This window comes from Runella zeae DSM 19591 (assembly GCF_000423565.1).
Taxonomy (GTDB): Bacteria; Bacteroidota; Bacteroidia; order Cytophagales; family Spirosomataceae; genus Runella; species Runella zeae.
The window spans coordinates 46579-69154 of sequence record NZ_KE384036.1 but is presented as its reverse complement, the minus strand read 5'-3'; the positions used below and the strand labels follow the sequence as shown (position 1 = coordinate 69154).

Below are 22576 nucleotides of genomic sequence, written 5' to 3'. Positions count from 1 at the left end.
AACACTAACTCTTTAACAAAGAGCTACTAACTCGAAAAACCCAATCGGGAGCATCATTGATTGTTTGTCGCAATAGTAAGTTGAGCTGGGCAGCGTGGTGTTGTACATGACGCATGTTGTAAAGCAAAATCTCAGTCACAGGATAACTCATCGTTTGAGATTCATTTGTCCAATGACTGTGGGCGATTTGGTCGGTCATAGTGGCGATTAGGTCGTGGCATTTGGTTTTACAAAAAGCTAAATAAGTCATCAATTCTTCCTTAGTATATACTCTTTCAGGGAGCGTATCTTCAAACTCGGACAAGGTAAACGGCGCTGGCGGTACAAAAGTAGAAGGCTCAAGCGTGAGATAATAATCCAAGAAAAATAAACAATGAAAAGCCTGGTACCAGAATAGTTTGTCGGTGTTCCATTCTTCTTCTGGACATAGAAAGATAGCGTTTTCGAGCATTTCGATGCTTGCACCAAATTGATTCCAGATGATTTCTTTTAATGGATTTTCCATTGTGTCAATAAGTGGTTGAATACGGATATTTTTGGCTACCCAATCAAACGGTAAATTATGTTCGGTTTTTTGCTTGTGGTTCAAGATTTCTTCGATAATTTGCCCCTCCACACCTACAAACAGGTTTTTTATGTATTTTCTTCAAAAGCAATCTAAAAAAATGAACAAACTAACCGGTCTGTCTATTCTTCTATTTTTCGTAATGATTGGCCACGTTGTGGGGCAGACAACCAGCGATTTACGTCAGAAAATTAATAAAATATTAGCGACCAAAAACGCCGTGGTAGGGGTGGCGATTAGTGGAAACAATGGCAAAGATACGCTATCAATCAATGCCAATCGGCATTATCCTCTGCAAAGTGTTTTTAAGCTACACATTGGTTTGGTGGTGTTGTCGCAGGTAGATAAAGGGAAACTTTCGCTTGATCAAAAAATCGAAATTCAAAAAAAAGATTTGTTGCCCGATCTTTACAGTCCTATACGCGATAAATACCCCAACGGAGCTACTTTGTCGATTGCCGAAATTTTAGAATCAACCGTAGCTTCAAGCGACAACGTGGGTTGTGAGGTTTTGCTTCGACTTTTGGGTGGTCCCAAAGTAGTGGAGGATTATTTTATTCAACACAACTTTAAAGATATTTCGATTAAATTTAACGAGGAACAGCAGCAAGGTAATTGGGAGCTACAGTTTCAAAACTGGACAACACCCAAAGCGGCCAATGAAGTATTGGCGGCTTTTTACTACAATAAGAAAAAGTTTCTTTCGGCCAAAAGTCATGATTTTATCTGGCGAGTAATGCGAGAAACAACTACTGGCGCTAAAAGACTAAAAGGAGCGCTGCCGCCTAATACGGTAGTGGCCCACAAAACAGGTTCGTCAGGTACTAACAAAGGAATTACAGCGGCTGTAAATGATATAGGAATTGTATTTTTACCCAATGGGCACCACTTTTTCATTAGTGTTTTTGTGACTGACTCTAAAGAAAATGCCGAAACCAATGAGAAGATTGTGGCCGATATTGCAAAAGTTGCCTGGGATTATTTCAACGAAAAGTCGAAATGACCATTCAATAGTAATGGAAAAACACCATAGAAACCACATCAGGCAGCGATTCCCTGAGATTTATCAAAATAAGAAAATGGTGTGTTTGTACATCCCTGATGAGTACGATTTTATGGAGTATTAATAATTTTATGACGGTGTTGTACCCCCCATCGATTGAGGGCGTCAAGTACTTCATGTAAGGTCTCGCTATAAGGCGTAACGGCATACTCTACCGTAATCGGCTTGGTATCGTTTACGGTGCGGCTAATGAGTCCATTCATTTCTAATTCTTGTAATTCTTTCGACAAAATCCGGGGAGAAATACCAGCTTCTCTAGAAAGCTCCCTAAACCTTCTTTTGCCCCTCATTAAGATAGTCAGTAAGACTAGTTTCCACTTGCCTCCTACTACATCTAAGGTATCTCTTACGGCCAAAATAGCTCTTTTGCATTCGGCTTTATTTTCAATGGCGTATTCTTCTTTAATCTCCATAGTGGTATTCTTTTTGTAACCGGTATCCTTTTTGTAACAGATAATAAAAGTATAACATGGGGTTGTAATTTTGCAACGTAATCAAAAAATAATTGAAGATGTCACAGAAAATCACCAAAACAATAGGTTGGGTTTTGACCCTAGGTTTAGCATTACTTTTTACGTTTAGTGCTTACTTAAAACTCACACAAAATGAAGCTGCATTGGCGCAAGCTGCATCTACGGGGATAGATGCCAATACTTATCGAATCATTGGTATTGTCGAGATTATTTCGCTGATACTTTTTGTTATTCCTCGTACAGGAGTATTAGGCTCGTTGCTGTTGATTGCGTATATGGGAGGAGCGATTGCTACCCACCTTCAGCATCAGCAGTCTATTATGATGGCAGTGGTGATACAGGTATTGGTCTGGATTACGATTGTGTTACGTTTTCCAGAGTTAAAACAGCGGTTGTTTAAAACTACTGAAGCATAAAAATTAAATTTAAAATCAATTCAGACATGAAACTGCGTAAAATAACTAAAATTGTCAGCAGTCCTTTACATCAAGGATTTCTGGGAATAGGCCATACCGCAGCGGCGGTCATTGATGGCACTCAATTTGCCCAAACCGATCCCTTTATTCTCCTCATGGACGATCGCCTTGACTTGCCAGGTGGCGCGCCAGTGGGCGGTGCCCATCCTCACGCAGGCTTTGAAACGGTGACTTTGGTATTGCAAGGCGACGGAAGAGAATGGAAAACGGGGAGTTTGGAATTAATGACTGCGGGTAAAGGTATCATTCATACGGAAGAAATTACGGCCAAAACCAAAATGCACATCTTGCAATTGTGGTTGGTACTACCACCTGATAAACGCTGGGCCGAGCCTCGTTGGCAACAAATTGAGCTGGAAGATGTACCCACTTTCAGCAATGGTAATGATGAAATTAGGGTTTATAGCGGAACGAGCAATGGCCTTACTTCACCTTTAAAAAATTACACCCCTTTCACATTGGTGGATTTTCGATTAGGGGCTCAAAGTGATGCTATTCAGATACTTCCTGCTTCTTACAACGGCTTCATTTATGTAGTGGAAGGAGCTGTATGGATAGGAGATAAAAAAATCCTGCAAGGCCAATCGGCTTGGCTAGAACTACCTTCAGTACCATCTGAGGAGACCCAAGTAAGCTTCAAAGCAGGCGATGAAGGTGCACGATTTATAGTATATGCGGGTGAGCCGCAGCATGCTGCGATAGTGAGTCATGGGCCGTTTATTGGTGATTCTCAAGAAGATATAAGAAGACTTTATCAGGAATATCGCCAGGGTAAAATGCCCCACTTGAATCATTTGCCACAAAGCAGCAAAATCAAATACACCACCACCCACAAGGAAACCATAGTGTAGAAATAGATGGTTGTAAAACAGAAACATGAGTCTTCTCGAAGTTAGGTGATTCACCCATAGTGCCTTCTGATGTGTATTTGAGCGTTTGCAGACTCTCAAACCTAATCAGAAGGTATTTTTATGATTATCATGATAGGTATTGCTCTACAAACTCCTTCGGGATGACTCGTGTTTGTTTTTATCTTTGGCAATGTAAAACGAAGTATATTTTGAGTAAATCAATCAGCATAAGAGATTTGTACACGCCTATTCAGCCGACGGTCAGACAATCGGCCGACAATGTTATTTATCGTGAATTTTTGCCGGCACCTGAGTTACGACGTTATATTTATTGCTATTGGCAGCTCAAAACCGCTCATCCATTGGCGGAGCAGTTCAATTACCGCGTAGTTTCGGATGGGTGTATTGATATATTTTTTGAGGCACATCAATCGCACGAAAGTTTTGTGATGGGTTTTTGCAAACAGTTTACGGAGTTTGCTCTTCCTCCTTCTTTCAATTATGTGGGGGTTCGGTTTTTGCCCAGTATGTTTCCGCAATTATTCAAAATCAACGCCAAAGAACTTAGCAACAAATTTGAATCATTAGACAATGTACTTCCTCATGTTTCAGATTTCATTAGAAATCATTTGAACGCTGAACAGCCCCCCGACCAAATCGTAAACTTATTGGATGCTTATTTTATTGAAATCGTCTCAAAGGCGATTGTTGACTATGATACTAGATTCTACGATGCGATACAGATTATTCTTGACAAGCATGGAGTACTAGATGTAGAAACAGATTTAGACACAGGTATAAGTTCACGTCAGCTTCGGCGCCTTTTTGAGTTTTATATTGGTGATACACCCAAAACGTTTAGTAAAGTGGTGCGGTTTCAGAATATTTTACGCGCCAAACCTTCCTCTCAGAGTTTGAGACAAAACAAGCTTTTTTTTGATGTAGGCTATTACGACCAAGCTCATTTCATCAAGGAGTTTAAGAATTTTTATGGAGTGACGCCGAGCAAAGCATTTGGCAGGTAAGTTGTCCGATTTTTACAATGATAAAGCAAGGTATTTGTTGACTTTTGTGTCATCAAAATCCTATTGACAATGAGATACTTAATAGCCATTTGCCTACTTGTTTGTTTATCAAATAGTGCTTATTCACAAAAAAGCAGAACTTCTAACATCTCTAACAAAATGAAACTAAACGCAGGTATTGTTACGCACAAACTCGCAGAGAGCAAGGTCTTTTATACCCAAGTATTAGGCTTTGGGGTAAGTTTTGAAAACGAATTTTACCTCTTACTTCATACACCCTCCAAAGAAGCCGAAATTAGCTTTTTGTTGCGAAATCATCCCACTCAGCAGCCTTTGTTTCAAGCACCATTTATGGGAAAAGGTATGTATCTTACCATTGAAGTGGATGATGTGGACAAGATTTATAATAAACTAAAAAATAGCGGAATAGAAATCAAAATCGATATTCGTAACGAACCTTGGGGAGATCGGCATTTTGCTATCGAAGATCCCAATGGTATCGGAATAGATATCGTAAAGTACTCTCCTCAGGAGTAGTTGATTGAGCAATAAAAGTAATACCTTCGCAGAAAATTTTAGAAGAAATATATGCCAATCAGTATTATTTCAAATGTCTCGGTCGAGGCAGCAGAGGCCGTCAAAGGGTGCGATATCCGAGATAGTATATTCAAGTACATTCAGCAAGACTATCCGGCATTTAGTGCCGAAAGCTATATTTCGATTGATGAGCTGAATTATTATCGACGTACTTATCTTACTAAGTTAGTAGAACAAGAGCGGGGCGAGTTGGCAGTGCTAGACTTGGACGTAATGAAGGCGATTAATGAAAACGCCATATTGTCGGAAAACATTCAGGATGAAATAGATACCCAACTTACCACCGGACAGAAGCTAGCCGACAAGATTGCCACATTTGGAGGAAGTTGGACGTTTATTGTCACTTTCTTCTCTTTTCTCATGCTGTGGATGTTGATCAACGTGTGGGTGTTGGCGGCCAAGCCTTTCGACCCTTATCCCTTTATCTTGTTAAATTTGATTTTATCGTGTTTGGCAGCCATACAAGCACCAATCATTATGATGAGTCAAAATCGACAAGAGCAAAAAGACCGACAACGTGCCGAGCATGATTATAAAATCAATCTAAAAGCCGAGCTCGAAATCAAGTTGCTGAGTGAGAAAATGGACCACTTACTGGTACATCAAAATCGAAAATTGCTTGAAATACAGGAAGTTCAGATTGATTATTTAGAAGATCTGATGAAGCGTTTGAATACCAAAGAGTCATAAAAGCCTTGGCAATGTTTCAAAACATTGCCAAGGCTTGCTTCTATCAAAGTCTATGGATGTAAATGTTTGGTCATACAAGCCCCCTCACAAAACGCCTTACAGATTCCATAAAAATAGGCTCAAAAGTAACTAAGCTGGTTTTGGGTTGAGTGATGAGAGATACCATCAAAAAACCATAAGTCAAACACCACCATTCGTAGAAGGTTTTGGAGATCGCATCAGCCGACCGAGGACGAATGTGCGCTAAGGCATCCCAAATAGGGTGGTTGTTGAGCATCGCAAACTCCACCTGAAACGCTTGCCTAGACTGACACATCGCTCCTTCTATATTAAACATTACTTGAAATACCTCGGGCTGCTCAATCGCAAATTTCCATTGCACTTGCGCAAATTCGAGCAGGAGCTTTTCGGGACTACGATACAGGGTTTTGAGGCGAGTAAGCTCATTGTGGAGATGGCTAAAGCCTTCATTACGAATGGTTTCTAAGAGCTTGTCTTTATTGTCAAAATATTCGTAAAGAATAGGAGGACTATATTCGATTACTTCGGCTATTTTTCGAATAGATACTGCTTGCCAACCTTCTTCGCGGGCGATATCGCGGGCGGTTTTGAGGATATCGGTACGGACTTGTTTGCGCAAGCGTTCCCGACGTTCAACGATTCCCATGCATTTTTATGGATTAGAAATAACTTAACAATGTAAAATTATTTACAACATATCATAAATGTTATAAATAAACAAATTTTGGTATATAAAAAATACCATAAAGAAGGCCTTTATGGTATTTTTGTGTTCAATGTCAAAGCCTTATAGATTTTCTAAGGTGCTTTTAATAGCCTGAAAATCTGGCAAATTGGCGGGGCTATCTAGTACCTCGGCATACTGAATGACTCCCTCTTTATCAATCACAAAAGCCGCACGACTTGCCACGCCCTTCATACCAAAAGCGAAGTTTTCAAAATAAACCCCGTAATCTTTGATGGTTTGTTTGTTGAAATCGGAGAGCAGGTCAAAAGTATAATTTTGTTCTTCTTTGAATTTTCCCAACGAAAATAGCATATCTACTGATATACCTACTACCTCAGCATTGAGGCGAGTGTAATACTCAATATTGTCGCGCATGGTGCAGAGCTGAGCCGTACATACACCCGTAAATGCGGCGGGGAAAAAATGAATAATAAGGTTTTTGCCTTTAAAATCCTCTAAAGATATTTCTTGTTTATTGGTATTATAAAGTTTAAATGAAGGGGCTTTATCGCCTTTTTGGAGTGCCATATTGTTAGATTTTTCGGTTTTATTTTGCAAAAATAGAAATACATCTTGAAAACTTGATAAGTCAGCAAATGTTCGTAATTATGCCAAAAATTAACCAGAGAGAGGAGTTTTGACGCTAGGTATTCTTTATCAAGGGATAAGCTAATTATTTCGTTTAACAATCATACATTCGTTCAAATCATTATGCAGACCATTTGGGGAATCGACCTCGGAGGCACCAAAATAGAGGGAGTAATATTGGCATCCCCTTCACCTGATGCCGTCATTATCCGTAAAAGAATTGATACTGAAGCATATAAGGGCTATCAGCATATTGTCAATCAAATCGTGAGACTGATACATGAGCTTGAGGCCGAGACAGGTCATAAAGCCGAAAAAGTGGGAATTGGTACCCCAGGTACGGTAGAACCTTCTACCGGTCTCATGAAAAACTGTAATACTACCTGTCTCAATGACATGCCCCTCAAAAAAGACTTAATGGGACTCTTGGGGATTCCGGTTGAAATCGCCAATGATGCCAATTGTTTTGCCCTTGCCGAAGCTACAATGGGAGTGGTGCCAGAGGTGGTTCCCAACTATCAGTGTGTTTTTGGCGTCATTATGGGAACAGGCGTAGGGGGTGGGGTTGTTATTAAAGGAAACGATGGTCAATCGTTTGTCTTGAACGGAACACAAGGTATCGGAGGGGAATGGGGACATAATGAACTCGAACCCAACGGCTACGATTGTTATTGTGGTAAAAAGGGGTGTACTGAGCAAGTATTGTCGGGGCCAGCTTTGCAAAGGTACTATGCACAAATCAGTGGAAATGAACTGAAAATGAAGGAGATAGTAGAGAGGTATTATGCTGGTACAGACCCTTTTGCTACGCAGACTATCGATAGGATGCTAGAGTATTTTGGTAAGGCAGTTTCGGTACTGATGAATATTCTTGACCCCGATGCCATTGTGCTGGGTGGAGGAGTGGGCAATATTGATTTGCTATACACCGAAGGTGTAGAAAGAGCCAAAAAATATATATTCAACAGTGGGCGTGTGCAGACTAAAATCCTACGACCTAAATTGGGAGATAGTGCAGGGGTGTTTGGGGCGGCAATGTTGGTCAAATAGTTTCTGTAAAACGTATTTTAAGTAAATTTAACATTGGGGTTTTTGGGCATCTAAAAACCCCAATAAGGTATAAATCGATAAGAATGAATCATTGGTTAGTTAAGTCAGAACCTTTTGCATACAGTTGGGACGATTTTGTGAAAGCAGGTAGAAGTGTATGGGATGGAGTGAGAAATTATCAAGCACGCAACAACCTCAAAGCCATGAAAAAAGGAGATTGGGTGTTGTTTTATCATAGCAATGAGGGACTTGCCGTAGTGGGGATTGCTGAGGTTGCCACAGAAGCTTATCCTGACCCTACTATCGATGATCCACGCTGGGTGGTGGTAGAGCTAGTGCCAGTGCAGCCTTTGAAGAAGCCGGTGACTTTACAACAAATAAAAGCAGATAATAGATTACAACAAATAGCGTTAATTAGGCAATCTCGCTTGTCGGTCATGCCGATTCAAGCGGAAGAGTTTGACCTAATCTTAAGTCTTAGCAACGATGAAAACGCAGATGAATAACGTTCAAAAATCAGTAGAGGGGCAAGATATTCCTTGCTTGTCTTATTTCAATCTCAGGCGTAGCTTATGGGCAATCATCCCCTTGCTGCTTGCTGTGTTGGCTTATAATGTTACCAATGCCCAGACTATTAAGCGGGTAGAGCTACCTACCCAAACTACCAACGAGACCTTTCACACGATTTCGCTAGGGGGAAAAGGCGTGGTTTTAGTATCTCAGATTGCAAAAAATGCTTTCAATATCCAGAAATTCAACGCGGATCTCGAAAGAGATTGGACATTGAATGGAACAATTGAGGACAATCTTGATTTTGTAAAATCGTCTTACGACGGGCAGTCGGTCTATTTATTGTTTACGCGAAATCGTACTGATTTTTACCAAGTAGTCAAAGTAGGTTTGGCAGGTTTTATGGAGACTTTTTACTTGACTTCCGTTGACCGTTTTCAGATTACAGATTTTCAGACACTAGGTTATTCTGTTTTTATGGCTGGAACCGTGCGTGACGAGCCGATGCTACTTTATACCAACTTAGCCTCTAAACAGAGTAAAGTTTTGCCCGGAGTCACCCAAGCCAATACGGTGATTCAGTCGGTAGATGTAGATACTACTCATCACCTTGTCAATGTTTGCTACGCCGCTCGCAAAGGGCGCGAAATCAAGCTTATTTCTCGTACTTTTGATGAATATGGTCAGTCGGTGGGTCAAATAATATTGAATCCTGACCCCGATTATTCTTTGCTCAATGGGCGTCTTTTTATGCTCAATGACTCGACCAAATTGATGATTGGTACCTATGGCTTTCGCAATATGCAAGGCAACAACAACAGCGCATCGCAAGGGTTGTTTTTGAGCAAAATTGTGTATGATGAAGTCGATTTTACACAATACCATAGTTTTACGGATTTCAAAAACTTTTTCAATTTTATGAGTGAGCGCGAGCAAGAACGAATGCAGCGCAAAATCGAACGTAAAAAAGAAAGTGGAACAGACGTAAAACTAAACTATCGCTTGTTGGTGCATGATATCATTGAGCAAAACGGCAATTATCTTATCTCAGGCGAAGTGTTTTATCCCGAATATCGCAACAATATGAACGGACCGTATGGCATGAGTTCGTGGTGGGGCTCACCCATGATGTCGCCTTGGGGATGGGGCGGGTTTGGTATGTTTCCGTCTTATGGCTTGTGGAATCCATACTACTGGGATCCTTGGTTTGGCTCGCGTCGTATGAACAACGGTCAAGTATTCAACGGTTTTGTTTATACTCATGCGATTGTGGCGGGGTTCAACCCCAAAGGAGAACTTCTATGGGACAATTCTTTGCCGTTTGAAAACGTACGTAGTATGGAACTAAAAGAAAAAATCCGGGTGAAACCTAATCCTGACCAAACCATAGAAATGCTTTATAGCAACAGAGGTGCTATCAAAGCCAAGGTATTTGATGGAAACAAAGTATTAGCTGACCGTCAGCCTATTCCTATCTTGACTGCCGACATGGGAGATCGGGTGCGTCAGACTACCACCGACGAAGTGCTGTATTGGTACGATAATTACTACTTGGCCTTTGGCTACCAACGCATCACTGGAGACGATGGACGTCGGAATGTATTTTATATGAACAAAATTTCTTTTTAATTTCTGATTCTATTGCGAAGTCCCTATTTTGTGGTTTAAGTTTGCTACAAAATAGGGACTTTTATTTATACACATGCAATTACTCACTCCTCTCCACTGGAAAGAATACGAACTGATAGACAGCGGTAATTTTGAGAAATTAGAAAGATTTGGGGCTTATGTACTTGCCCGACCAGAACCTCAGGCGATTTGGGATAAGTCGTTGTCGGAACAAGAATGGAAAAAAAGAGCACAAGCGACTTTTGTAAGGGAAAAAAACTCTCCCGAGCGTGGCGAATGGCAGCTCACTCCCGGAATGCCCGAAAAATGGTGGACGAGCTATCGTCATCAACAGCTAGATTTGAAACTCAAATGCTCACTGACTGCTTTCAAGCACGTGGGGATTTTTCCAGAACAAGCCGCCAACTGGGATTATTTAGCCCAAAAACTAAGTGATTTGCCCGTTGAGCGTCCTACCGTTTTGAATCTCTTTGCGTATACGGGTGCTGCTTCAGTGGCGGCACGACAAGCAGGTGCCGACGTGACGCACGTAGATTCGGTAAAGCCTGTGGTCACGTGGGCGCGCGAAAATATGGAAGCAAGCGGGATCGACAATATCCGCTGGATGGTCGAAGATGCCTTTAAGTTTGTACAACGCGAAGTAAGGCGTGGAAAAACCTATAATTGTATCATTCTGGATCCGCCGGCTTATGGACGTGGCCCGGCTGGGGAGAAGTGGGTGCTTGAAGAGCAACTCAATGAGCTGCTCAAGTCTTGTTCAGAATTGCTTGATAAACAGAGTTTTGTGTTTATTTTGAATCTTTACTCGCTTGGATTTTCAGCCTTAATGGCCGAAAATCTGGTTTTAGACCGATTTGGAAAAATACCAAATGCCGAAATGGGAGAGTTATACTTGCCTGACCACTTTGGACGCAAATTGCCCTTAGGGATTTTTTATCGTTTTGCGAGTGTATAGACAGGCTATTATTAAATAATGGAAATAATAGCACACGGAGAAGTGCGGGCCTAATTTTTAATTAGCGTATTTACTTGTGATTTGGTCGAAACTTTCTCGAAATTTGCGTTAAAATCATTTGAGTTCAACACATTGAAAGGGTTTTCGTTTTTATTGGGTATTGGTTTATTGATTGGTTTATGGGGATGTAGCAGCGATGCCCGACAGCAAACTCGTATTCCGCCGTCTCCCTCCGACGATGAAGTAAAACGTGCTAAAATCGGGGTGGAGTATTTGGATAATATCATTAGACGTAACCCGCGTTCAGCCGCCAATTTTCATAAAAGAGGAGAGCTGTATATGGTGCTACGCAATTTCCCTGCGGCGTTGGAAGATGTCAATGAGGCACTTGATATTAGCCCTAGCAATGGGTTGTATTTGTTGACTAAAGCCCGTATACTACGTCAATTGAAGCGGTATGACGAGTCGCTAGCTGCCGCTCGCCGTGCCGAAGTATTGCAGCAAGATACACCTGAATTGTATATATTATTGGGAGATTTGACCCAACAAAAAAAACAATACCGCCAAGCAAAATTATACCTAGCCAAAGCATTGCAGATGGCTCCCTATGAAGGAGAAGCCTATTTTTACAATGGTATGCTGGATGCAAGTCAAGGAGATACACTTTCGGCGATTGCTTTGATGCAGAAAGCATTAGAACTGAAGCCTCGTTTTGCTCCGGCTTATATTGAGCTTACTAGTATTCATACTCGTTTGCGAGATTATGAACAAGCGCGCTATATCAATAGCCAAGGCTTAAAGTATTTTCCTAAAGAGTCGGCTCTGTATTATACCAGAGGGTTGAGTTATAGTACTCAAAAAAGGCTAGATAGTGCCTTAATATGCTTTCGTAAAGCCATATTTTTTGACTCTACCAATTATGTAGCTGATTTTCAGGCAGGAGCCATCTATCTTAAGTGGAATAGCTTGCCTCAAGCAATAAAAACCTTTCAAAAAGTGATCAGGTATAATCCCAAGTACCCACAAGTAAACTTTATGCTAGGCACTGCTTACGACCGAATGGGTAATTTGGAAGGGGCTGTGGAGCAGTACGGACTTGCGGTCGAAGTTGACCCTAGCGATTGGCGTTCAAAGGGGCGGTTGTATCGCGCTCAGCAACGCAAGTATTATTTGGATACTTATGGTACGCTGCCGCCAGCATCACCCGAAGTAGCTACTGAGTCGGAAGAAGAGTCTTCGCCGACCCAAGAGCGTCCTCTTGACCCCGAGCGCATCCCGCTTCAAGTACTCACGCCTCGTTTAGAAATCAAAACCAAGATTGATACGGCACGGAATTTGAAGATTAAGCCGTAGATTGACCTTGCTGAATGTTGGCAGTAAAGTATAAAAATCCCAATTTTGCGAAAATTTTTAGCCGCCATGCGGTGCTTATTATTTATCATGTATAATTCGTTATTTTCAAATGAGTGACCTTATCAAAATTACGCTACCCGATGGTAGTGTACGCGAGTATCCCCAAGGCTCGTCAAGTATGGACATTGCGCTGAGTATCAGCGAAGGATTAGCGCGGAATGTATTAGCCGCCAAAGTCAACGGTCAAGTGTGGGATGCCACGCGCCCTATTACCACCGACGCTACCGTCCAGCTTCTGACGTGGAATGATACCGATGGCAAGGCCACCTTTTGGCACTCTTCGGCTCACTTGCTGGCCGAGGCGATTGAAGCCCTTTATCCTGGTACAAAGTTTGGGATTGGTCCCGCTATCGAAACGGGCTTTTATTACGATATTGACCTAAACGGGAAACCATTTTCGCAGGAAGATTTCAAAAAAGTAGAAGATAAAATGCTTGAATTGGCACGTCAAAAAAGCGATTATAAGCGTACCGAAGTAAGCAAAAAAGATGCGATTGAGTATTTTACCGAAAAAGGAGATCAATACAAACTCGAACTGATTGACGGGTTGGAAGACGGTCAGATTACTTTTTATTCACAAGGTGAGTTTACAGATCTTTGCCGTGGCCCTCATATCCCCAATACGGGATTTATCAAAGCCGCTAAAATTATGAATGTAGCGGGTGCCTATTGGCGTGGCGACGAAAAACGCCCTATGCTTACTCGCGTATATGCCGTGACTTTTCCTAAGCAAAAAGAACTAGACGAGTATTTGCACGTACTGGAAGAAGCCAAAAAACGTGACCACCGCAAGCTAGGCAAAGAACTTGAGCTTTTTACATTTTCTGAGAAAGTAGGCCAAGGTTTACCACTATGGTTGCCCAAAGGAGCTTTGCTCCGCGAGCGTCTCGAAAGCTTCTTGCGAAGAGCACAAGTAAGAGCGGGCTACTCTCCTGTAGTAACGCCACACATTGGTGGAAAGCAATTATATATTACTTCGGGTCACTGGGAAAAGTACGGAAAAGATTCGTTTCAGCCTATTCATACTCCCGAGGAAGGCGAGGAGTTTATGCTCAAACCCATGAACTGCCCTCACCACTGCGAAATCTACAAATCGCGCCCACGTTCTTATCGTGAGTTGCCTTTGCGTTTGGCTGAGTTTGGTACAGTGTATCGTTATGAGCAAAGTGGGGAGTTGCACGGTCTGACTCGCGTGCGTGGTTTTACCCAAGACGATGCGCATATTTTCTGTCGGGCAGAGCAAGTAAAGGATGAGTTCAAACGGGTAATTGACTTGGTGCAATATGTATTCCGTTCTTTGGGATTTGACAATTATAGCGCTCAGATTTCATTACGCGACCCCGAAAAGCCAGAAAAATACTTTGGTAGCGACGACGATTGGGCAAAAGCCGAAAGTGCTATCATAGAAGCGGCGGCAGAAAAAGGACTTAACACCGTAACAGAGTTGGGCGAAGCCGCTTTTTATGGCCCTAAGTTAGATTTTATGGTACGCGACGCTCTCGGTCGCAAGTGGCAGCTTGGTACTATTCAGGTAGACTACCAATTGCCGCAGCGATTTGAATTAGAATACATGGGTTCGGATGGCCAGAAGCACCGTCCTGTGATGATTCACCGGGCGCCTTTTGGCTCTTTGGAGCGTTTTATTGCTATCTTGATTGAAAATACGGCAGGTAATTTCCCCTTGTGGCTCTCACCTGATCAGATTGCGGTATTGCCTCTCTCTGAAAAATACCAAGACTATGCCAATGATATTTTCCTCCAACTTCAAGAAGCGGATGTACGTGGCTATGTAGATCATCGTGATGAAAAAATTGGTCGCAAAATCAGAGATGCCGAAGTCAACAAGTTACCTTATATGCTCATTGTAGGGGAGAAAGAACAAGAGGAAGGTAAAGTTTCGGTACGTCGCAAAGGCCAAGGTGATTTAGGTCAAATGACCATCCAAGATTTTATCGAACATTTCAAAGCCGAAGTACAAGGTACGATTGCTACTTTTGGGGCTTAATAAAAAAACATCGGCAAAACGCTGAGCTTTGCCGATGTTGAATAATAACAACAAAAAATCCCGCACTTTTCAGCGCGGGATTCTTGTTTAAGAAAACTACTTAGCGATTATTGTATGTTGATATGGTAACTGGAAATTTTGAAGTAGTGGTGGTAGAAGTAGGTAAAACCCCTCTTACCACAAAAGTAATGGCACGCCCTGCCGTCAAGCCCGTAAAGTTGGTAGTGACAGAAGCCGTGACATTGGCTGCCCCCTCTACTTTAGTTGTAAAGCCGCTGATAGCGATGGCACCTCCTTTAAAATCAGCTGGAAGAGTAAGCGGGACAAAACTACTGGCTTTGCCAAATTCTACTTTTTCGGCAATTGTAGTTCCGGCAACTGTCACCCCAACGGAAGTAGAGTTAGGCACCATGTTGACTACCCTAAAAAACAACTGACGGTCGTTGAAAGCAGGGATATTGTCTGGAATGACGACGGCGCCGTATGTAGGCGCTATGCCTGTTGCAAATACAGAATAATACTTGTCTGCTTCTACAGGGACGCTACCGTCAAACAAAACTACTTCGGCGGCAGTACTTGAGGCGGGGACCGTCAGACGAGCCTTGGCAGCACCTGCCTCTACGATAGCATAGTCGATAGCGGGATACACATTGCCATAAGTAATAACACCCGGTGTAGCAGGTGGAGTAGTGATAACGCCCGAAAATTTCTTGTCATTCACAAAAAGGGCGACACCAGCAGCATCAGGGGCGGCGTGGATAAATTTGACCCGTGCCCCTTGCGCGGTCTCAACGTCTTTTAGAAGATTGTGCTCTTCTCCGCAAGCAGTGATGAGCGCTGCAATCGCACTTGCGACTAGTATATTTTTGATTGAGCTAATTTTCATTTCAATGAATTTGGTTAAAAACTGAGGTCTCATTTGATCTATCAGCGATTCAACAATAAATGCACTAAGGTTTTACAAACCAAATTTCGTAGGTATGATAATCGGGATTGTTGCCGCCGATAATGTCCAAAGATTTCCGATTCCAAACGTATTCAGAGTTGTAACGTGGGCGCATTCGATACACGGGCTTGCCGTTGTTGTCAGGAAAAAGGCGAGTGCCTGTGGGAAGTGTAAAACCAGTATACACATCGCTGCTGTACTTATGACGGCGCATATCTACCCATGTTTCCATAGCGCCGATAGCGTATAGTGCAATGTACTTCTGGAGCATGACATCACTTAATTTTAGCGCTCCTGCCGTTTGTGCTACGGCCGCACTTGCCATGTATTTGGCTTTGTCGGCGGCGGCTACTCCCACAAAATCCATGTGAGCTTCGATTCCTTTTTTGTAGGCTTCTAAAGCTAGGGTAGGATTGTTCTTTTTTAGAGCTGCTTCTGCTTTGATAAATTGGAGTTCGGCATAAGTCGCCAACTGATAAGGAGCATTGTCGCGATAAATCCAGCGGCCAGCCGTTGGGGCAGTTGTGCCGGGAAGATTTCCCCATAGCAATGGAATTCTTCTGACGTTTCCTGCGGCGTTGTTGGGGTCACCAAAAGTGGCTTGTACACCCCGATAAACCCCATCAGGAGAAGCTGCAAACATGATGGGCAAGCGTGGGTCAACTACACCTGCAAAAGTAGTACCGTCAAGAAGTCCTATGGTGTAAGCTCCTGGAACCGTAGTGGTTAAATTGCCACGCAGAGGCCCGTAGAAGTTACCATCAAGGGAGTTGGAACCTGCATGAGACACCGAGAAGTTATCTGCATTGCTTGTGAAAGACTTGTCTACGTACTCAATCACCTTGTCAGGATTATAACTTGCTTTGTTGGTTAAGTTATGAGCATTTCTAGCCAATACCGCATACGCAAACTTTGTCCATTTGGTTACATCTCCATTATAAACAGCATCGCCACGACGAAGGGCAGCTACGGTTTCGGTATTGCTCAAATCCTGAATAGCTTCGGTGGCGAGTCTTACCACTTCTTTATATATATCTTCTTGCGAATCATATTCAAAAACGTAGCGATTGGGTTCCCATGCCTGTTTCAGAATCATCTCACCATATACATCAGTGGAGGTTTGCCAAGTCCAAGCTCTGATGGCTTTGGCCGCGCCTACGTAGTCAAACTGCTTTTTGGGAGTGGCATCTTCGATGATCAAATCGATGTTTTTACCTACTGACCAATAATGCGAGCGCCACATCTCACCGCCGTTGTCACTTCCAGAGATATAGCCGTGTCTTTCCCAGCTATCAAGGGCCGAATTGAGTCCCCAATATTGGACGTAGCGCCCAGTAAACCGTGAGTCAAAAACGTGTCCGCGCGCCATTTGGGCGAGTACTGGAGGCAAAATAGCCGAGGCTTCAGCTACTTGGGGATTGCTTGGGTCGGTGTTGATGTCAAGGTATTTTTCGCAACTGCTCAAACCCGTCATTACCCCAAGTGTAAGAAATATATGAAGTATTTTTTTCATTTTTAATCAAATTTTGTATTTGTAACTATTTGATTGTGAGAATTTTGTCCTCTTTTTCAAAAGCTGGGGAGATTATAAGCCGATACGCACTCCAAACGATACTGCCCGTGCAAGCGCCAACGTTCCAAAGTCAAAACCAGCACCTCCTACCCCAAGAGTACTGGCAGAGTTTCCGTTGATACTTGGATCGGCACCTGTATAGTTGGTAAGAAGGAACAAGTCTGTTCCTGTTACAAATACGCTGGCGTTGTTTAGAAAACCTGTACGATTGAGAAGGGTAGTAGGGAGTCTATAGCTTAAAGTAACATCGCGTAAGCGCAACCAATTGATGTCTTTTTCTACAAATTCAGACTCAGGAAGTGCCGAAGTATAGTAGTCTAAACGAGTAGCGGGAGTGACTTGGATATTATTAGCGGTAGGATTATCGGTATTTTCCAAACCATCACGCAATACGCCCTTAAATACCACAGGTTGGTCTCTATCAAGGGTACGAGTACTTAAGCCCATGGCGTATAGATATCTTTCATTACCATTGTATACATCTCCTCCTTTACGAATATCCAATAAAAACGAAAGTTGTAAGTTTTTATAGCGGAACATGTTGGTTACACCCATTGTAAAATCTGGATTACGGTCACCAATTGGCAAGAAGTTGGTATTAGTAATCGGTAAACCAGTAGCAGGGCTAATCAAAATATCGCCCTTGTTGTTGCGAAGATAGCTGTAGCCCCCAATGGCAGTTGCGCTTCCTTCTCCACGGCGATTGTAGGCTAAGTTGATATTTGAATAATAACTATCCAATCCATTCACAAAAGCACTAGCGCGGGCATTACCATACAGCCAAGTGTCTGAGTTATAGTACTCTGCTACATCAGCAGGAAGGTTGCGCACGTCTGTTTTAAGTTTGCTGAAGTTGACAGTAGCGTCCCAGCTAAAAGAAGGAGTACGTATGGGCGAACCTGTCAAAGTGATTTCTACACCTCTGTTAGAGAATGTTCCTCCATTGAGCAATCCAAAGATAAAGCCTGTGCCGTAGCTAAGGCGCTGTACTACAATTTGTTTTGAGCGTTCATTTGAATAATAAGCCACTTCTAATCCCAAACGATTTTTAAAGAATTTTAGCTCAGTACCTACTTCAAATCCGCTCGAACGCTCTGGATTGAGGTTTGGATTATCACCATAAAAATCATAGATAAAACCACCGCCTGTGCTCGTCTGTGGTACCAAGCGTGCTCTTACGCGGTAAGGAATCGCATCTTTACCAGTTTGTGCATAAGAAGCTCTAATTTTACCAAACGACAAGGCGCTGAATTGGCCTTTCATCGAAGGCAGGTCAGTAAATACAAAACTCATACTGACTGAAGGATAAAAGAAGGAATTGTTGGCTTTGGGAAGGGTAGACGACCAGTCGTTACGACCAGTGATTGACAACGACAAATAGTTTTTATAGTCTATATCCAATTTTCCAAATACACCTAGCAATCTTTGACGGGTGATAGTGAGCTTGTTACGCTGGGTAGCAGGGTCGGTGTTGTTGATAGAATTATAATCAGGCAGATATAGTTTTTCTCCTCTTACGGCGGTGACTTCATAATTGCGGTCGTCTACTGAGCCTCCCAACAAAAAGGAGGTATTGAAATCTCCGATTGCTTTTTTGGCGGTTACCAACAAATTCCCATTGAGCAATTGGCTATTTTCGGTATAGTTGTCGATAGTACCACGCCCCACTAAGCCACGGTTTGACTCAGGATGAAGAAATGAATTTCCGAGGGTTGAGTAATTGTCAGCCCCGAATCGCCCGATGATATTGAGCCAAGTAGTAGGAGTATATTCAAGCGAAAAGTTACCAATGGTACGTTTGGTACGGTCAGTGTTTTTGTTTTTATTGACACTAAACAGCGGATTGTCGTATTCGCCCGTATCAGCAATCAAGCGGCGACGCGTGCCGTCGGGATTGAGGTAATTGCTCACATCATCGTAAGAAGGCCAAGTAAGCAAACCAATCAAAAAGCCATATTCGCTACGGATAGGCTTCACTACTTGCGTATTTACAAAGCTAAAAGAGGTAGTAGCTTTGAGCTTGGAGGTAAGATTGGCAGTAGCAGTAAGGCGCGTAGAAAGGGTTTTGAAAGCACTCGTAGGCACAGTACCGGCTTGGTCGGTGTAGGTAGTAGACCAGCGGTAAGTCACGCCTTCTTTTCCTCCCTCAAATCCTAAGCTATGTTTTTGGGTAAAACCAGTACGGAAGAAAGACTCAAAATTGTCATAAAATTGGGTGTTTTCGGGAAGCTTTGGCCCAAAAAACCGTTGCGTATTTGGGTCTGGAGCGCCATTGATTCCCCGGCCATACACTTTCTGTACCTGCGGAAAACGATATACATCCTCAAAACGGAAGTTGTTGTCGTAAGTGATTTTACCTTTGCCCCCACTTCCTTTTTTTGTCGTAATCAAAATGGCTCCTGCCGAGGCATCAATACCATACAAAGCGGCTGCTTCAGGCCCTTTCAGAACGGTGATGCTTTCAATGTCGTTTGGATTGATATCGGCAGCACGGTTGAGATAATCGTTGTCGCGGTTGGGCAATGGGTTTACGTAGGCTTCTTGGCTAAATGTACGGTTGTCGATAGGGAGGCCATCAACTACATAAAGTGGTTGATTATTGCCGCCAATCGAACTAGCTCCGCGCAATTGGATAGACACCGAAGCGCCAGGTTGACCAGAAGTTGGTGTCATGGTAAGCCCTGCGACACGCCCTTGCAGAGCTACCAAGAAATTGTCACGACCAGTATCGATGATGTCTTGTCCTTTCACATCTTGGGTAGAGTAACCTAGGAGTTTTTTCTCTTTCTTGATACCCATAGCGGTCACAACCACTTCATTGAGAGTCGATTCATCGGGCGACAATTCGAGGTTGATGACGCTCTGATTCCCTACCTTTATTTCACGGCTTGTAAAGCCAATATAGCTGAAAATCAAGGTAGCGTTGGCTGGCACTGTGAGCTTAAAATCGCCGTTGTTGTCGGTGGTGGTACCGCGTGTAGTGCCTTTGACCACAATACTCACCCCAGGAAGTAGGGTGTTGTCGGAGTTGCTCGATACTTTTCCCGTAATCACCCGGTCTTGGGCAAAAAGCGATAGACTTAACGCAAAAGAAAGCACCAAAACCCCTAATCGGAGTAAAAGTTTGTTCATAATAAAGTTGAAGTTGGTTTTAGTTTGATTAAAAAACTGAATAAACTCTCCAAAAAAAGCAAATACCTTTCTGATTTGCAATGAATCCTGCAATAAAATTGCGTTTGTGTGCGGTTTTTCAAAATTTGTTATGCGGATTTGTGCAGGTTTTTGCTTGAATTTAATTCCTCACTTGCATGATTATTCTGTATTTGGAAGATGGCTCAATGTGCGTGTAGAAGAAAATTATCAACCTCCAACCCTCAAGAGATAGCTATAATGATAGGTAGAATATAGGATTACACTCATTTGTAAAATTGTTGTAGATATGCTTTTTTAGTTTTTAAATAATTTAGTTAAACCTGTTTTAAGTAGTAAAGCAAGAATTTTTTGGCTTTTGCTTGGGTATAATCTGTTGATTTTGAGCGAATAATCGCAGCAGGGTACTACAGTTAATGATAAACGAATAACGACCAACGAGTAACCGCACGGGCAGCCTAGTTGTGCTTTAGCACTTAAATCACTTATTTTTAGATTTTTAATTCATAACTCATCCTATGTCAGTAACAATTGCCCCTATTCAAGAAAGCCTTCCGGCTTATTTATCGGATAAATCCTACTCTAAAGTCGTCGTAATTGCAGATACCAATACCCGCAAACACTGCTATAGTCGCATAAAAACGCTTTTGCCAAAGCACCACTTGATAGTAGTGCCTGCGGGGGAGCAACACAAAAATCTAAGTACGTGTGAGCAGATTTGGGGCGAAATGACCCGCTTTGGTCTAGACCGTCATGCGGTAGTGTTTAATTTGGGTGGTGGAGTGATTGGAGACATGGGAGGGTTTTGTGCCGCCACCTATAAACGAGGGATTGACTTTGTGCAAATTCCGACCACTTTGCTTGCGCAAGTGGATGCAAGCGTGGGTGGAAAACTAGGCATTGATTTTCAGGGATTCAAGAATCATTTGGGCGTTTTTACCCAACCAAAAAATGTTTTGATTGACGCATCCTTTTTATCCACACTCCCGTATATAGAACTGAGATCGGGTTTTGCCGAAATCATTAAGCATTGTCTGATTGCGGATGCGGCCAAATGGGAAGCAATACGCAAGAAAGACTTTGAAGCTCAGGATTGGGGGGATTTGATTGCGCATTCGGTCGAAATAAAAAAAGAGGTAGTAACCCAAGACCCTACAGAAAAAGGATTACGCAAAATTTTAAATTTTGGTCATACTGTTGGTCACGCTGTCGAAACATATTATTTGAGTAAACCACCCAAAGAGCGATTGTTGCACGGAGAAGCTATCGCGGCCGGAATGATTATCGAAACTTACATAGCCTATCGAAAAAAAATGGTCGATTTGCAAACATTAGAGCAAGTAGAGGAGTTTATATTTTCGTTGTATGGCAAAGTAAATTTAAAAGTGCTTGATATACCTCATCTCATTGAATTGGCTTATCAAGACAAAAAAAATAAAGGGGGAGAGTTACGTTTTTCGTTGCTTACAGGAATAGGAAGTTGCGGGTATGACATCAAAGTAACGGCCAACGAATTTCATCAAGGAGTAGCGTATTACATAGGATAATTTATTGTTGACAAGTTTTACAATAAAAAATTTGCTTTTATCGAAAATTTCGTAATTTTATCCAAATATTCGGGCATAACACCTAACACTAACATCCGTCATGAAGCTTGCTAAACTTTTACTTTTTGGTTGCGTCGTTGTGTGGGCGGCGGGCTGTAACACAAGTCGTCGTATTTTCGTTGAACACGATTACAGTTATGAAACAAATTTCAAGACATACAGTACGTATGCCTTCTTGGAATGTGAGAGAGATACAGGTAATGTCTGTACGGAAGTGTACAATGCGATTCACCGCCAAATGCAGGCGCGTGGCTATCGCCTCTCCACAAGTAAGCCTTCCCTTTTGGTAAATTACGGTATTTTTTATGACAATCTACGTTATCAGGGGTATATGCAGCCGGTTATTAAAAACTGGGTAGATACCGAAGACGATTCTTTCAAATATGAACCTATTCGCTATTCGCTTGATAAAGGAACAATCATTATCTCTTTGATTGATGCTGACAGTGATCAAGTGGTCTGGAGAGGGTACGCGGCTGGTATTTTCAAAAATCCCAATGCAGCCAACAACTACTACCGAAACGTAGTGCGGTCAATTTTTGATCAGTATCCACTTTTTGCTTCTGGCTACGACCCCCGAGGTGGTGGTCCACAGGAAAGCGGTAAGTGATAAATCATACTCTTTCTATACCAAAAAAGCCCGGCACGCCGGGCTTTTTTGG

At 42.4% G+C, this 22576-nt stretch carries 21 protein-coding genes; 14 read left to right on the top strand and 7 right to left on the bottom strand.

What is annotated here, in order from left to right; translation table 11 throughout:
- Positions 1 to 4: 4 nt before the first annotated feature.
- Positions 5 to 616, bottom strand: a complete 612-nt coding sequence (locus tag G563_RS0118715) for a DinB family protein (protein ID WP_211235293.1) — start codon at positions 614 to 616, stop codon at positions 5 to 7.
- Between the two features lie 49 nt (positions 617 to 665).
- Between G563_RS0118715 and bla the strand changes: the two genes are divergently transcribed.
- The gene (gene bla / locus G563_RS0118710) at positions 666 to 1568 is read left to right on the top strand and encodes a class A beta-lactamase, subclass A2 (RefSeq protein WP_028666643.1); all 903 of its coding nucleotides are present in this window, start codon (positions 666 to 668) and stop codon (positions 1566 to 1568) included.
- Between the two features lie 110 nt (positions 1569 to 1678).
- Here bla and G563_RS0118705 read toward each other — a convergent pair whose 3' ends face one another.
- A complete protein-coding gene (locus tag G563_RS0118705) occupies positions 1679 to 2041 on the bottom strand; it encodes a winged helix-turn-helix transcriptional regulator (protein WP_028666642.1) in 363 nt (120 codons plus the stop codon).
- 98 nt (positions 2042 to 2139) lie between these two features.
- Between G563_RS0118705 and G563_RS0118700 the strand changes: the two genes are divergently transcribed.
- The 5 genes from G563_RS0118700 to G563_RS0118680 all read left to right on the top strand — a co-directional run bounded on the left by G563_RS0118700 (position 2140) and on the right by G563_RS0118680 (position 5740).
- Positions 2140 to 2517, top strand: coding sequence for a DoxX family protein (locus G563_RS0118700; protein ID WP_028666641.1), 378 nt, complete (start codon positions 2140 to 2142; stop codon positions 2515 to 2517).
- Positions 2518 to 2543: 26 nt separating this feature from the next.
- On the top strand, positions 2544 to 3428 hold the full coding sequence (locus G563_RS0118695; protein WP_028666640.1) for a pirin family protein: 885 nt from the start codon (positions 2544 to 2546) through the stop codon (positions 3426 to 3428).
- Positions 3429 to 3637: 209 nt separating this feature from the next.
- Entirely contained in the window at positions 3638 to 4453 is an 816-nt protein-coding gene (locus tag G563_RS0118690; RefSeq protein WP_028666639.1) for an AraC family transcriptional regulator, read from the top strand.
- Between the two features lie 159 nt (positions 4454 to 4612).
- Positions 4613 to 4990, top strand: coding sequence for a VOC family protein (locus tag G563_RS0118685; protein WP_028666638.1), 378 nt, complete (start codon positions 4613 to 4615; stop codon positions 4988 to 4990).
- 51 nt (positions 4991 to 5041) lie between these two features.
- Complete coding sequence (locus G563_RS0118680; protein ID WP_028666637.1) at positions 5042 to 5740, top strand: DUF1003 domain-containing protein; 699 nt, start codon at positions 5042 to 5044, stop codon at positions 5738 to 5740.
- Between the two features lie 70 nt (positions 5741 to 5810).
- Here the strand turns inward: G563_RS0118680 and G563_RS0118675 are convergent, their stop codons facing one another.
- Together G563_RS0118675 and G563_RS0118670 are read right to left on the bottom strand one after the other, a co-directional pair.
- Positions 5811 to 6407, bottom strand: a complete 597-nt coding sequence (locus G563_RS0118675) for a TetR/AcrR family transcriptional regulator (protein WP_028666636.1) — start codon at positions 6405 to 6407, stop codon at positions 5811 to 5813.
- A 141-nt stretch (positions 6408 to 6548) separates the two neighbouring features.
- On the bottom strand, positions 6549 to 7016 hold the full coding sequence (locus tag G563_RS0118670; protein ID WP_028666635.1) for a redoxin domain-containing protein: 468 nt from the start codon (positions 7014 to 7016) through the stop codon (positions 6549 to 6551).
- A 183-nt stretch (positions 7017 to 7199) separates the two neighbouring features.
- Here G563_RS0118670 and G563_RS0118665 point away from each other — a divergent pair, with 183 nt between their 5' ends.
- The 6 genes from G563_RS0118665 to thrS all read left to right on the top strand — a co-directional run bounded on the left by G563_RS0118665 (position 7200) and on the right by thrS (position 14638).
- The gene (locus G563_RS0118665; RefSeq protein ID WP_028666634.1) at positions 7200 to 8126 is read left to right on the top strand and encodes an ROK family protein; all 927 of its coding nucleotides are present in this window, start codon (positions 7200 to 7202) and stop codon (positions 8124 to 8126) included.
- Positions 8127 to 8209: 83 nt separating this feature from the next.
- Positions 8210 to 8632 (top strand): EVE domain-containing protein, encoded by a 423-nt coding sequence (locus G563_RS0118660; protein WP_028666633.1) that lies wholly within the window; start codon positions 8210 to 8212, stop codon positions 8630 to 8632.
- On the top strand, positions 8625 to 10265 hold the full coding sequence (locus G563_RS0118655; protein WP_211235292.1) for a hypothetical protein: 1641 nt from the start codon (positions 8625 to 8627) through the stop codon (positions 10263 to 10265). The genes G563_RS0118660 and G563_RS0118655 overlap by 8 nt, the downstream gene beginning before the upstream one ends.
- Before the next feature lie 73 nt (positions 10266 to 10338).
- Positions 10339 to 11220, top strand: coding sequence for an RsmD family RNA methyltransferase (locus G563_RS0118650; protein ID WP_028666631.1), 882 nt, complete (start codon positions 10339 to 10341; stop codon positions 11218 to 11220).
- A 132-nt stretch (positions 11221 to 11352) separates the two neighbouring features.
- Positions 11353 to 12573: a tetratricopeptide repeat protein gene (locus G563_RS0118645; protein ID WP_157585467.1), complete on the top strand. Its 1221-nt coding sequence runs from the start codon at positions 11353 to 11355 to the stop codon at positions 12571 to 12573.
- Between the two features lie 109 nt (positions 12574 to 12682).
- Positions 12683 to 14638 carry a threonine--tRNA ligase gene (thrS, locus tag G563_RS0118640; RefSeq protein WP_028666629.1) on the top strand — a complete coding sequence of 652 codons (1956 nt, stop codon included), beginning with the start codon at positions 12683 to 12685 and terminating at the stop codon, positions 14636 to 14638.
- Between the two features lie 100 nt (positions 14639 to 14738).
- Here the strand turns inward: thrS and G563_RS0118635 are convergent, their stop codons facing one another.
- From G563_RS0118635 to G563_RS0118625, 3 genes are all read right to left on the bottom strand, one after another.
- Positions 14739 to 15524: a DUF4397 domain-containing protein gene (locus tag G563_RS0118635; RefSeq protein WP_169579789.1), complete on the bottom strand. Its 786-nt coding sequence runs from the start codon at positions 15522 to 15524 to the stop codon at positions 14739 to 14741.
- 64 nt (positions 15525 to 15588) lie between these two features.
- The gene (locus G563_RS0118630) at positions 15589 to 17097 is read right to left on the bottom strand and encodes a SusD/RagB family nutrient-binding outer membrane lipoprotein (RefSeq protein WP_028666627.1); all 1509 of its coding nucleotides are present in this window, start codon (positions 17095 to 17097) and stop codon (positions 15589 to 15591) included.
- Between the two features lie 72 nt (positions 17098 to 17169).
- A complete protein-coding gene (locus tag G563_RS0118625) occupies positions 17170 to 20289 on the bottom strand; it encodes a SusC/RagA family TonB-linked outer membrane protein (protein ID WP_028666626.1) in 3120 nt (1039 codons plus the stop codon).
- Between the two features lie 536 nt (positions 20290 to 20825).
- On the opposite strand from G563_RS0118625, the gene aroB reads away from it, so the two are divergent.
- Positions 20826 to 21854, top strand: coding sequence for a 3-dehydroquinate synthase (aroB, locus tag G563_RS0118620; RefSeq protein ID WP_028666625.1), 1029 nt, complete (start codon positions 20826 to 20828; stop codon positions 21852 to 21854).
- Positions 21855 to 21954: 100 nt separating this feature from the next.
- Positions 21955 to 22524, top strand: a complete 570-nt coding sequence (locus G563_RS0118615) for a DUF4136 domain-containing protein (protein WP_028666624.1) — start codon at positions 21955 to 21957, stop codon at positions 22522 to 22524.
- Positions 22525 to 22576: the final 52 nt, after the last annotated feature.